General features: G+C 63.8%; 14 protein-coding genes. 7 read left to right on the forward strand and 7 right to left on the reverse strand.

Going from position 1 to position 12,404, the window contains the following annotated elements; translation table 11 throughout:
* Positions 1-124 precede the first annotated feature (124 nt).
* Both PSUB009319_RS11685 and dbpA read left to right on the forward strand, forming a co-directional pair.
* Positions 125-310 carry a hypothetical protein gene (locus PSUB009319_RS11685; RefSeq protein WP_124382391.1) on the forward strand — a complete coding sequence of 62 codons (186 nt, stop codon included), beginning with the start codon at positions 125-127 and terminating at the stop codon, positions 308-310.
* Between the two features lie 14 nt (positions 311-324).
* A complete protein-coding gene (dbpA, locus tag PSUB009319_RS11690; protein ID WP_124382392.1) occupies positions 325-1,722 on the forward strand; it encodes an ATP-dependent RNA helicase DbpA in 1,398 nt (465 codons plus the stop codon).
* A 186-nt stretch (positions 1,723-1,908) separates the two neighbouring features.
* Here dbpA and PSUB009319_RS11695 read toward each other — a convergent pair whose 3' ends face one another.
* From PSUB009319_RS11695 to PSUB009319_RS11710, 4 genes are read right to left on the reverse strand one after another with little or no spacing between them, the layout of a single operon-like run.
* The gene (locus PSUB009319_RS11695) at positions 1,909-3,246 is read right to left on the reverse strand and encodes an MFS transporter (RefSeq protein WP_124382393.1); all 1,338 of its coding nucleotides are present in this window, start codon (positions 3,244-3,246) and stop codon (positions 1,909-1,911) included.
* Between the two features lie 56 nt (positions 3,247-3,302).
* Positions 3,303-3,950: a 3-isopropylmalate dehydratase small subunit gene (gene leuD, locus PSUB009319_RS11700; RefSeq protein ID WP_124382394.1), complete on the reverse strand. Its 648-nt coding sequence runs from the start codon at positions 3,948-3,950 to the stop codon at positions 3,303-3,305.
* Positions 3,937-5,379, reverse strand: coding sequence for a 3-isopropylmalate dehydratase large subunit (gene leuC, locus PSUB009319_RS11705; RefSeq protein WP_124382395.1), 1,443 nt, complete (start codon positions 5,377-5,379; stop codon positions 3,937-3,939). The genes leuD and leuC overlap by 14 nt, the downstream gene beginning before the upstream one ends.
* A 14-nt stretch (positions 5,380-5,393) precedes the next feature.
* On the reverse strand, positions 5,394-6,599 hold the full coding sequence (locus tag PSUB009319_RS11710; protein ID WP_124382396.1) for a CaiB/BaiF CoA-transferase family protein: 1,206 nt from the start codon (positions 6,597-6,599) through the stop codon (positions 5,394-5,396).
* A 154-nt stretch (positions 6,600-6,753) separates the two neighbouring features.
* Between PSUB009319_RS11710 and PSUB009319_RS11715 the strand changes: the two genes are divergently transcribed.
* The 5 genes from PSUB009319_RS11715 (at position 6,754) to PSUB009319_RS11735 (ending at position 10,254) form a co-directional block, all read left to right on the forward strand.
* Entirely contained in the window at positions 6,754-7,659 is a 906-nt protein-coding gene (locus PSUB009319_RS11715) for a LysR family transcriptional regulator (RefSeq protein ID WP_124382397.1), read from the forward strand.
* A 129-nt stretch (positions 7,660-7,788) separates the two neighbouring features.
* Positions 7,789-8,736 carry a hydroxymethylglutaryl-CoA lyase gene (locus PSUB009319_RS11720; protein ID WP_185453451.1) on the forward strand — a complete coding sequence of 316 codons (948 nt, stop codon included), beginning with the start codon at positions 7,789-7,791 and terminating at the stop codon, positions 8,734-8,736.
* An 80-nt stretch (positions 8,737-8,816) separates the two neighbouring features.
* Positions 8,817-9,164 (forward strand): hypothetical protein, encoded by a 348-nt coding sequence (locus PSUB009319_RS11725; RefSeq protein ID WP_124382399.1) that lies wholly within the window; start codon positions 8,817-8,819, stop codon positions 9,162-9,164.
* Positions 9,165-9,171: 7 nt separating this feature from the next.
* Entirely contained in the window at positions 9,172-9,381 is a 210-nt protein-coding gene (locus PSUB009319_RS11730) for a DUF1653 domain-containing protein (RefSeq protein WP_124382400.1), read from the forward strand.
* Complete coding sequence (locus PSUB009319_RS11735) at positions 9,382-10,254, forward strand: DUF817 domain-containing protein (RefSeq protein WP_124382401.1); 873 nt, start codon at positions 9,382-9,384, stop codon at positions 10,252-10,254.
* Here the strand turns inward: PSUB009319_RS11735 and PSUB009319_RS11740 are convergent.
* The 3 genes from PSUB009319_RS11740 to bioD all read right to left on the reverse strand — a co-directional run bounded on the left by PSUB009319_RS11740 (position 10,223) and on the right by bioD (position 12,403).
* Complete coding sequence (locus PSUB009319_RS11740) at positions 10,223-10,747, reverse strand: hypothetical protein (RefSeq protein ID WP_124382445.1); 525 nt, start codon at positions 10,745-10,747, stop codon at positions 10,223-10,225. The genes PSUB009319_RS11735 and PSUB009319_RS11740 overlap by 32 nt on opposite strands.
* Positions 10,748-11,139: 392 nt before the next feature.
* Positions 11,140-11,658 (reverse strand): hypothetical protein, encoded by a 519-nt coding sequence (locus PSUB009319_RS11745; RefSeq protein WP_124382402.1) that lies wholly within the window; start codon positions 11,656-11,658, stop codon positions 11,140-11,142.
* Between the two features lie 55 nt (positions 11,659-11,713).
* Positions 11,714-12,403, reverse strand: a complete 690-nt coding sequence (gene bioD / locus PSUB009319_RS11750) for a dethiobiotin synthase (protein ID WP_124382403.1) — start codon at positions 12,401-12,403, stop codon at positions 11,714-11,716.
* Position 12,404: the final 1 nt, after the last annotated feature.

Here is a 12,404-nt window from a genome sequence, read left to right on the forward strand (position 1 = left end):
ATGCGCCAGCACACCCACTGAGCCCAGCCCGCACGTTCATTTTCGGGAATCTGTTCTCGTTTTTTCAGAATTCTGTTCCCGGCAGCTAGCTTGTATGCGCAAATAGGCATTTCCGGAGAAAACCGTGTTCACTTGCAAAAACCAGAGCTGCGGCACGCAGTGGAGCCTGCCCGACGTCGTCATCAAGGATGAAGGCCAAGGGCCGCTGTTCCGCTGCCCGCTATGCGGCGCACGAAACTACGTCAAGCGCTTTGAGGCCGGCGACGGCAAAGTCGTCTACAAACAACTCGAAGGCCGGCCGCTCAATTGACCCAGCGCAACGACATGACCATCGAACCGACCGCCACCCCCTTCAGCACCCTTGCGCTCGCCCCCGCCGTGCTCGCGAATCTTGCGCAGCTCGGTTACACCAACATGACGCCGATCCAGGCCGCGAGCCTGCCAATCGCGCTTGCGGGCCACGATCTGATCGCTCAGGCGAAAACCGGTAGCGGCAAAACCGCAGCGTTTGCGCTTGCCCTGCTTGCGCGGCTCGACGCACGCAGCTTCGACGTGCAAGCGATGGTGCTCTGCCCGACGCGCGAGCTTGCCGATCAGGTCACGCAGGAAATCCGCCGTCTCGCGCGCGCCGAGGAAAACGTGAAGGTGCTGACGCTCTGCGGCGGCACGCCGATGCGTCCGCAGACAGCGAGCCTTGTGCACGGTGCGCATATCGTCGTCGGCACGCCAGGGCGCATCATGGACCATCTCGAACGCGGCAATCTTGCGCTCGGCGCGCTGAAGACCCTCGTGCTCGACGAAGCGGACCGGATGCTCGACATGGGCTTCTTCGACGACATCGCGAAGGTCGTGCGCCAGTGCCCGCCCGAACGGCAAACGCTGTTGTTCTCGGCAACCTACCCGGATGAAATCGCCAAGCTGAGCCGCCAGATACTGCGAAATCCAAAGGAAGTGAAGCTCGAAGAGCGCCACGACGACAGCAAGATTCGCCAACGCTTTTATGAGGTAACCGACGACAAGCGGCTGCATGCAGTCGGGCTGCTGCTCAAGCACTACCGGCCAGTCAGCACGCTGGCGTTCTGCAACACAAAGCAGCAATGCCGCGACCTGCTCGACGTGCTGCGTGCGCAGGGCTTCCATGCGCTCGCGCTGCATGGCGAGCTTGAACAGCGTGAGCGCGATCAGGTGCTGATTCAGTTCGCGAATCGGAGCTGCTCGGTGCTCGTTGCGACCGACGTCGCCGCGCGCGGGCTCGACATCGCTCAGCTTGAAGCGGTGATCAATGTCGACGTGACGCCCGATCCCGAAGTGCACGTGCATCGGATCGGCCGTACGGGCCGTGCCGATCAGGACGGCTGGGCGCTGAGCCTCGCGAGCATGGATGAGATGGGGCGTGTCGGCAACATCGAGGAGGCGCTCGGGCGCGAGGTCGAATGGCATCGGCTGGACGAACTCGACACCACCAACGACACGCCGTTGCTGCCACCGATGGAGACGTTGCAGATCCTCGGCGGACGCAAGGACAAGATCCGCCCCGGCGATGTGCTCGGTGCACTGACCGGCGACGCGGGTTTTCGCGGCGACCAGATCGGCAAGATCAACGTGACCGAATTCTCGACCTATCTCGCGGTCGAGCGCGGCATCGCTCGCGACGCACTGCGCAAGCTCAACGCGGGCAAGGTGAAAGGCAAGAAAGTCAGGGTTCGATTGATGGACGAATGACGCCAGTGCGCGGCCGCAGCGCTTGACGGCACAAACAGCGTGTCGAGCCATGGCTGCGTCGCCAGGCACTCCGGCACATCCCTGATCTTCAGGGCGTGCCGGCGGCAGCCTCGATCCCCTCCTCTTCTCAAAAAAAATGCGCGGCGCTATCGCCGCGCAGCCAAAAGCGCCGTGGGGATGCGGCGCTTACTGTGGCAGACCTTCCCCCTGGGTTTCGGGCAGAAACCAAGGCAATACAAGCCCGAGGACATAGACAGAGCCGAGCGCCAGTGCCGCGTTGGCGACGCCACCGAACGAGTGGATCAACGAGCCGGCGATGATCGGAAACACCCAGGCGATCAGGCGCGCAGCATTGAAGACAAAACTGCACGCGGTCGAGCGCACGGTCGAGCTGAACAGCTCTGCCGGATAGATCGCCATCCACACATAGGCACAGCCGAGCGTGAAGAAGCCGTTGATTGGCGCGACGACGGACATCGATTCAACCGAGGTCGTCATCGCGTAGGTCACGTAGGTCGTCGCCAGTGAGCCCAGAAACGTCAGGAACAGGAAGCGGCGGCGGCCAATCGCGTCGATGATGAAGCCGGCGGCCATGTAGGCAACAATGGCGCCAACCGTGTAGAGAATCGTGATCTTCGAGCCCCAGTCGGCCGGGTTGGCCAGACCTTGTTCCTTGGCGAGTCCGATGGTGAAGGTCGGCAGCCAGCTCGAGATCGCCCACCAGCCGACGGTGGTGACCACCGAGAGCAGCAGCGTGACGAACGTACGGCGGCGGGCTTCTGGCTCGCGGAACAACTGGGACAGCGTGAAGGGCCGTTTGTCGCTGCCGCCCTTGCCTGCCGCGCCGGTGGCGCTCCAGCGCTTTTCACGCACGGCCTGCTTCCACTTTTCCGACTCTTCGACACCGCGGCGGATGTACAGCACGAAGAACGCGGGCAGCGCGCCGAGGGCGAACATCAGGCGCCAGGTTTCCTGGCCCATCGGGTGCGACGCTGACAGCCCAAACCAGATCAGCGCGGCAATCAGTGTGCCCCAGCCAAAACCGGATTGCAGAAAACCGGCGCCCTTGGCGCGGGCCTTTTCCGGCCAGGTTTCGGCCAGCAGGGAGATGCCCGTGCTCCATTCGCTGCCCATCGCCAGACCGGTGATGAAGCGCAGCGCGCACAACTGCACAAACGTCTGCGAGAACGTGGTCAGGCCCGAGAACAGCGCGTACAGAAAGATCGACCACAGCATCATCCGCTTGCGCCCGACATAGTCGGCCATCACGCCGCCCACCAGGCCGCCGATCCCCCAGCCGAGCAAAGTCACGCCGATGACGATACCGGCGTAGAGGGCCGGCGTCGCCAGTTGCGCCGGCGTGAGCAGCGAATGCAGCATCGGGAACAGCACGACGACGAGCGCAAACGCCTCGTAGCCGTCAAAAATCCAGCCAAGAAAGCTGCCGGTCAGCACGCGCCAGTGCGTGGGGGTCAGGTCTGCATGCCAGGGCTTGCTGGCAGCGACCGCTTGTTGGGTTTCCATCGTTGTCTCCTTTGGAAGATAGGAATATGCGGCTGCTTTTTGTGTGTTGTGCCGGCTTATGCTGGTGGGTTGAATAGCCAGGGTTCCGCAGTGCGGCGCGCCTGCTCGAATGCGGCGATGGCGCTACGGTGCTGCAGCGTCAGGCCGATTTCATCGAGCCCGCGCAGCAGGCAGTCTTTTCGGAACGGGTCGATGTCGAAGTGGTACACGTTGCCGCCTGGCGACGTCACGGACTGTCCGGCCAGGTCAACCTGCAGCTTGTAGCCGGGCGTGCGTGCGACGGTCTCGAACAGGCGATCGATGACGTCGGTGTCCAGCACGATCGGCAGCAGCCCGTTCTTGAAGCAATTGCCATGGAAGATCTCGGCAAAGCTCGGGGCAATGAGCGCGCGGATGCCCCAATCCCGCAGCGCCCAGGGCGCATGCTCGCGGCTGGAGCCGCAGCCGAAGTTCTCGCGCGCCAGCAGAATCTGCGCGCCCGCGTAACGGGCCTGGTTGAGCGGAAAATCGGGCACGCGCGGCCGCGTCGAGCAATCCTGCTCCGGTTCGCCGCGGTCCTGGTAGCGCCACGCATCGAACAGGTAAGGCCCAAAGCCGGTCTTGCCGATCATCTTCAGGTATTGCTTGGGCAGGATGGCGTCGGTGTCAACGTTGGCGCGGTCAAGCGGCATCACCAGCCCGTCAATCGAATCAAAAGCCAGCATGGGTGTTCCTCCCTAAAACATCGGCGTTGAGCTCGCTGACGGCAACGAAATGCCCCGCAATTGCTGCGGCAGCCGCCATTGGCGGGCTGACCAGATGGGTGCGCCCGCCAGCGCCCTGCCGCCCTTCAAAATTGCGATTGGATGTCGATGCGCAGCGCTCGCCCGGCTGCAGGCGGTCGTCGTTCATGCCCAGGCACATCGAGCAGCCTGGGTCGCGCCATTCAAAACCGGCATCGACAAAAATGCGGTCGAGCCCTTCGGCCTCGGCCTGGCGTTTGACCAGTCCGGAGCCCGGCACCACAAGCGCCTGCACGATATTGGCCGCGACGTGCTTGCCGGCCACCACGCGCGCCGCAGCGCGCAGATCTTCGATGCGTGCATTCGTGCACGAGCCGATAAAAATCTTGTCGAGTGCAATGTCGCGCAGCGGCGTACCCGGTTCGAGCCCCATGTAGGTGAGCGCCCTGGCGATGCCTTGCCGCTTGATGGGGTCGTTTTCTTCGGCTGGATCCGGCACACGGCCGTCAATCGTGACCACCATCTCGGGCGAGGTTCCCCAGGTGACATGCGGGCGGATCGTGGCAGCGTCGAGTGCGATGGTGCGGTCGAACTGCGCCCCTTCGTCGCTGCGCAGTGTGCGCCAGTACGCCTGCGCGGCGTCCCATTGCGCGCCCTGCGGCGCCCGCGCGCGCCCGCGCAGGTAGTCGATGGTCTTGCCATCCACGGCGACCATGCCGCAGCGCGCACCGGCCTCGATGGCCATGTTGCACAGGGTCATGCGTGCTTCCATGCTCATGGCCGAGATCGCCGAGCCGGCAAATTCGATGGCGTAGCCCGTGGCGCCCGCCGTGCCGATGCGGCCGATCAGCGCCAATGCAACGTCCTTGGAGGTTACGCCGGGCGGCAGCGCACCCTCGACCAGCACGCGCATCGTCTTCATCTTCTTGACGACCAGGCATTGCGTGGCCAGCACGTGCTCGATTTCGGACGTCCCGATACCGAATGCCAGCGTGGCGAACGCGCCGTGGGTGGTGGTATGCGAATCGCCGCAGACGATGGTCATGCCTGGCAGCGTGGCCCCCTGCTCCGGCCCGATCACGTGCAGGATGCCCTGGCGGGCGTCCTGCATCGGGTATTCGGTGATGCCGAAGCTCGCGCAGTTGCTGCGCAGTGCCTCGACCTGGCGCCGTGCGATGTCATCGGTAATGCCGGCGGTGCGGTTCGCGGTCGGCACGTTATGGTCTTCGGTGGCCAGCACCGAGGCGGGCCGCCACGGGTGCAACCGGCTGATGCGCAATCCTTCGAACGCCTGCGGGCTGGTCACTTCATTGACCAGATGCAGGTCAATGTAGAGCAGCGTGTGGCCATCGTCGGTGTCACGCACGGCGTGGCGTTGCCACAGCTTTGCAAACAAGGTCTGAGGTGTCATGTGAGATTCCGCTGTCAGATCACGCCGTCGGCGCGCAGGCTGTCGAGCGCGGCAGCATCGAGTCCGAGCGCGTGCAGCACCTCGTCAGTGTGCTGGCCCAGTTCCGGGCCGACCCAGCGCGTGCTGCCCGGCGTGGCGGACAGCTTGGGCACGATGCCCGGCAGGTCGATGGGCTGGCCATCGGGCAAGGTGTGGCGCTCAATCATGCCGCGCGCCGCATATTGCGGATCCTGTGCGATGTCGGCGGCGGTATAGATGCGGCCGCTCGGCACATCGGCTTGATCCAGCACCTGCAGCACAGCGTCGATCGGATGGCGCGCGGTCCATTCGCTGATCACCCCGTCGAGCAGATCGTTGTGCTGCACACGCTTGGCGTTGTCGGCAAAGCGCGCGTCCTCCGCAAACTCCGGCAGGCCGATGGCGTGCATCAGGCGCTTGAAGATGCCGTCACCGTTGCCCGCGATGATCACGTAGTTGCCATCGGCGCACAGGTAGGTGTTGGAGGGCGAAATGCCCGGCAGGCTTGAACCGGTGCGCTCGCGTACGTGCTCGAACATCGTGTATTCGGGGATCAGGCTTTCCATGATCCCGAACACCGCTTCGTACAGCGCCACGTCGATGAACTGGCCGGTGCCGCGATTGGCCTTGACGTGATGCATGGCCAGCAGCGCGCCAATCACGCCGTACAAGGAGGCCAGCGAATCGCCCAGGCTCACGCCCACGCGCACCGGCGGCCGGTCGGCGTAGCCAGACAGGTAGCGCAGCCCTCCCATCGATTCAGCAATCGCGGCAAAGCCGGGCCGCTCGCGGTACGGGCCGCTCTGCCCGTAGCCGGAAATGCGCACCATCACCAGCTTCGGGTTGATGGCCGAGAGTTGCTCCCAGCCCAGCCCCCAGCTTTCCATCAGGCCGGGGCGAAAGTTCTCGATCACGACATCAGCATCTTTCACCAGATCCCGGACGATCTGCTGGGCGCGTTCTGACTTGAGGTTGAGCGTGACCGATTTCTTGTTCCGGCTCTGCGAATACCACCACAGCGAGGTGCCGTCGTGCAGCTTGCGCCATTTACGCAGCGGGTCGCCATTAACGGGGGTCTCGATCTTGATGACCTCGGCGCCGAATTGCGCCAGCAGCGTGCCTGCATAGGGGCCTGCGATCAGCGACCCCAACTCGATCACCTTGATGCCTTGCAGCGGCAATGGTTGATCTGGCTGTGCCATGTTGTCTCCTCTGTACTCCATATCGTGCAGCGCACAACATTGCCGCACTCGATGAATGCATCATGGACACTTCTCGCCAGACCAAAAAACGCTAAATAATCAAGCGAGCCATCTCCAAAGGAGAAGGCTTGAACAAAAAGGGGGATGGACGACCATGCGTTTCGATCTGGAATCGCTGCAGGTATTGGTCTCGGTGATCGAGGAAGGCAGCCTGGCTGCGGCTTCTGAACGGCAGCACATCGTGCCTTCGGCCATCAGCCGACGCATTGCAGAGCTGGAAAGCGACGCCGGCACCGCCCTGCTCTATCGGCACAGCCGCGGCGTGGAACCCACTCCAGCGGGCTCGGCGTTGTACTACCGGGCCAAGCGCCTGATCGATCAGATGCAGGAAATCTCGTCGGAAATGAGCGAGTACGCCCAGGGCGTGCGCGGGCACGTGCGCATGCACGTCAACTTTTCGACCATGGTCCAGTACCTGCCGGGCGACTTGTCCTCGTTCCTGTCGATCAACCCCGACGTGAAGATCGACCTGATGGAGAAAAGCAGCAGCCAGGTCCTGCGCTCGGTCGAAGCGGGCACCGCCGACATCGGCATCTGCAGCGAGCCGGGAGCGGCACCAGGGCTGGAAGTGCGGCCCTATCACGTTGATAGGCTCGTGCTGATCGTGCCGCACGACCACCCGATCGGCGCGGCCCGCCACCTGCGCTTTGCCGATACCCTGGACTACGACTACGTAAGCATGCCGCTGGGCGCGTCGATCTCCACGCTCTGTGCGCAGAGCGCGGAGCAGGCCGGCAAGCAGCACAAGATCCGTATCCAGGTGACCAGCTTCGAGGGGCTGCGCAACATGGTGGCGGCGGGCCTCGGCATCGGCCTGCTGCCCAAGGCCAGCGTCAAGCCCTATCTGCGCAACAGCGCGCTGCGCATGGTCGAGCTGGATGAGACGTGGGCACAGCGCCCACTGTCCATCATCACGCGGGGCTACGCTGCGCTGCCGGTGCCTGCCCGCTTGCTGATCGACCATCTGGTATCCCGGGCCAGCGCAGAGAAACTGGCCTGAGCCTTCTGATTCGGAGAAGGCTCACGTCCTGATTCTTCAATTGCGCGCCGGCTGCCTGCGCCACACACTGCAGCTCCAACATGTCCAGCACGGGGAAACGCAGTGGTACTCAACGGCCAAGGGAAAAGGGTGTTCATCCAGGAAGTCGCCACGCGTGACGGCTTTCAGATAGAACCGCGCATGGTTCCGACCCAAGACAAGATCGCGCTTGTCGACCGGCTAAGCCAATGCGGACTGAGCAAGATCGAAGTCACCTCGTTCACCTCGCCCAAGGCCATCCCGACCCTTGCCGACGCGCAAGACGTGATGCGCGGTATCGCGCGTGTGCCCGGTGTCACTTACGCCGCACTGGTGCCGAATGTGCGAGGCGCCGAACGCGCGTTGGACTGCGATGTCGACGAGCTGAATCTCGTCATGTCGGTAAGCGAAACGCACAACCTCGCCAACCTGCGCATGACGCCCGGGCAGTCGTTCCAGCAGGTCGCGCAGGTCGCGTCGGCATTCGGTTCGAGCCGCACGTCGCTCAACCTTTCGCTCTCATGCGCGTTCGGCTGTCCGATGGAAGGCCAGATCGCCACTGGCACCGTGCTTACCTGGGCGGCACGGGCCGTCGAGGCAGGCATCGGCGGCATCACGCTGTGCGACACCACCGGCATGGCCTGGCCAAGCCAAGTGTTCGCGCTGTGCTCTGCATTCCGGCTGGCGTTCCCCCAGACCACGCTGACCGTGCACTTGCACAACACGCGCGGCATGGCGCTTGCCAACGTGCTGGCCGCACTGCAGGCGGGAGTCGATCGCTTCGATGGCGCACTCGGCGGATTGGGGGGCTGCCCCTACGCGCCCGGTGCCTCCGGCAACGTCTGCACCGAAGACATGGTGCACATGCTTGCGCTCCTGAACTACGACACCGGCGTCGACCTTGGTGCGTTGCTGGAGGCTTCGCGGCTGCTGCCGGGCCTCATTGGTCATGACACCAGCGGCCAGGTCGCCAAGGCCGGACGCAGCCACGATCTGCACCCCACGCCGGACTACGTTGAGACCGCCCGGCAGCACGCCCTGTCCAAAGCAACGGCTTGAGTTCCTTGGCGGCCCGGCCGTCTGGGCACCGTGCCGTTCGGTATGATCCAGCCTGTGATCATTTAAAGACAGGAGACGCCATGGGCGAAGCCAAACGACGCGGTACGCCGGCCGAACGCATTTCTCAGGCCAGCGCCCGGCTGGACGCGCTGCGTCCTGAAAAGCTGGTCTGCGGTGCTTGCCAGACCGCCTTTACCGAATTCGAAGGAATGGAGCCGCGCGACATGCCGGGCATCCGCGCCATCTTTGGCGGCGAATGCCCGAACTGCGGCCAGAGCGTGATCTCGTTCAACGGTGAGCCCGAAGCTGTGGCCGCTGCCATGCTGGCGTACCAGGACGCCATGGAAGACGCCAAGCTCGGCGCGCAGACGCAAGAAGGCAAACACGTGCCCTACGTGGACGAAGAAGACAAGCCCACGCAACACTGAAGCCGCCATGCAGAACACGCCAACGCGCCGCTACCGCCACTACAAGGGCGGTGAATACGAATGGCTGTGCGAAGCCACGTACGAGCCCGATCCCGCCATCCAGATGACGGTCTACCGCGCCGCCAACGGCACGATCTGGACACGCCCGTCGACAATGTTCCACGAGATGGTTGAAGTCGACGGCCGGCAGATGCCGCGCTTCGCGCTGATCGACTGAATGCAGACGCAAAGCATTTCCTTGCGAGCGGGCCTGCGGGCCCGTTTTACGTATTGGCGTGACCGGACCAGTGTCTGGGCAGCGCGTCATGGCCGGTTGGCGGCGGGGCTGCACGAGTTTGTCGTGTTTGGCATCAAGCAGGCCTGGGCGTGTTTGTTTGGCGGCTTGATGGTCGCCCTGCTGATCGGAACGCACTTCTGGTACCCGGCTGATGCGCCGATCGCCCGATACGACGCGCTAACGGTGGCTGCCGTCATCATTCAGGTTGCCCTGCTCTGGCTAAAGCTGGAGACGCTGGACGAAGCCAAGGTGATCTTGATGTTCCACCTGGCCGGCACCGGCATGGAGGTATTCAAGACGGCAGTCGGCTCGTGGATTTATCCCGAAGCGTCGGTGCTGCGCATCGGCGGCGTGCCGCTGTTCACGGGCTTCATGTACGCCTCGGTGGGGAGCTATATCGCGCGGGCGTGGCGCGAATTCGACCTGCGTTTCTCGCACCACCCGCCACTGGCGGTGACGGCACTGCTCTCGCTGGGTATCTACGTGAATTTCTTCGCGCACCACTACTGGTGGGACATGCGCTACGCGCTGATGGCGCTGATTGCGTTGGCATTCCGGCGCTGCTGGATTCACTTCCGCATTGACCGCGTCCACCGTCGCATGCCGTTCCTGCTGGGTTTCACGCTGGTGGCGCTATTTATCTGGCTTGCGGAAAACATCGGCACGTTCACGCGCACATGGCTCTATCCGAACCAGTTGCAGGGGTGGGAGATGGTGTCGATGGCCAAGCTCGGCGCGTGGTTCCTGCTGACCATCATGAGCTACGTGATGGTGACGCTGGTCAACCCGCCGCGGCCTGTTTCTGGCGCTTAAACCAGGCGTGCTCGCCGGGCGCCAGGTCGCGTAGTTCAAAGGTGATGTGCACGCGGCGCGAGGCCTGCAGGTAGACACCGCACGTGAGCGTCAGCGCAATCGCCACGACCACGCCATCGATGAAGGTTGTGCGCGCTCCAGGAACACTGCCCGCCATCAGTATCAGCCCGATCAGCGGTGGCAATAACGCCATATGCGCGATCGTGGCGAGTCGAAATGCGCCGTCGTACGTGGTGGCCAGTACCAGCACCGTCACGGAGGAAATCAGATACAGCAGCGTGGTCACGTTGATCGCGCCGCTGCCCGGTGTTTTGGCGTTGAAGAGATCGGCGCCCGCCAATTGCAGCGCATCGACCGACAACCCTTGCCAGAACACCCACGTTGGCCCGGCGATGGCAATGAACAGCACCCACGGCAGCCATCCGGCAATGCCGTACAGCGGATGATGTCCCGCTGCGATCGGGTCGATAGCGACCCAGCGATGCGTCAGCATGATGCGCTCCCAATCCTGCCACCCGGCCCGCGTGATCAACTGCTTCAACTGATCGCCGGTATTACGCGCCACATCTGATTCCAGCTTAGTTCTTGCCTCGGTATGCGCAAGCCAATCACCGCTCGGTGAAAACCACAACCCGCATACCTCCCACCCGCGCGTCACACGCAAAATGCGGCAACGCATGCCGAAGAATCACGTATCACATGCGCGGACGACCCACCTGCATGGCTCTGCATTCTTCCCGTTCGGACGCATCCACCCATGCCATTGTTGAAAAGGAATCCCGTCAGGAGGATGCCGTCCTGCTGGGTGGCGCACCGTGGGCGGCAGGCACCGCGTGGCAATCCGGCCAGGCGCGCCAGGCGCGTCAACCGGGCCGATGGGCTGGGCTAGCGACGGAACAGTCGCGGGCGGTCCGGATCGTAGAGCGGGTCGGGCGTGATCTGCGTGAGTTGCAATACGCCGGCGGGGTCGAAATAAAAATGCATCAGCGACGGCCAAACGTCGTCCGACTTGAAACGGTAAGACCAGACCAGCCGGTCCATGCGCGGGAAATACGCCGTCTCGACCGGCTGGCCGAAATGCCGCAGCACGTCATCCCGGGTCCAGACGCCAATTTTGGCCTGGGCAAATTCGAGGCTGCTCAAGACCTGCTTGAAGGCGATGAGCTTGCCGTTGGCGTCAAAGTCCGCCGCGTAGGTGAACTGGCCGTACGGTTTGGTTGGATAAAGCCAGCGCGTGCCGCCATCGAGCGGATAGGTCTCGCGCGGCGGCCCGAACTGCGCCTGCACAGCGGGCTCGCCCGCGCCTACCAGCCGCTGCCCCTTAGTGACAGGCGATTCCAATGCCGCACATCCTGCCGTTGCTGCAATCACAATCGCTACCGCCGGCCAACGCATTGCGCGCATGACAGTTGTCTCCGTCGAACTGAGTGAAGGGGGTAGTTTACCGCCGCGCCTCAGCTCAACGTCCGAGTAGCGGCGTGATATCGAGGTGCGTTGCCGCACTGCGTGCATCTGCGTGCGGCAATCGCGGGATCGTGCCCAGATGGGGGGCGTTGATCCAACGGCGCAGGGTGGCGACGTTGTCGTCCAGCCCCGCCATGGACGCATCGACCACGTTGCCGACCCAGCCAGCCAGATGCAGCCCGCGCGCCGCAATCGCCTCGGCGGTGAGTGCCGCGTGGCTCAGGCAGCCCAGGCGCAGGCCCACGACCAGCACCACGGGCAAGCCCAGCGCAACGGCCATCTCAGCCGTGTCAACGTCCTCCGACAGCGGCACGCGGAAGCCGCCCACACCCTCCACCACCACGGCATCGGCCAGCGATTTTGCCTGCGCGAAGGCATCGAGAATGGGCGGCAGCGTGATCGTCACGCCTTCACGCGCAGCAGCCAGGTGCGGAGACATCGGCGCGTCGAGCAGCCATGGGCAAACCATTTCGAGCGGCAGATCAACTGACGCTGCGGCACGCAGTTGCTCGACGTCTTCGTTGGTACGCGTGAGGGCTCCAGCCAGAGTGCCTGCGGCAACCGGCTTGAGGCCCGCGGCACGGTAGCCGGCATCGGCCAGCTTGGTCAGCAGGGCTGCGCTAACCAGTGTCTTGCCGATCTCGGTGTCGGTGCCGGTGACAAAGCAGTCGAAACGCTGGCGCATG

The sequence above is a fragment of the Ralstonia sp. SET104 genome, assembly GCF_003851545.1.
Taxonomy (GTDB): Bacteria; Pseudomonadota; Gammaproteobacteria; order Burkholderiales; family Burkholderiaceae; genus Ralstonia.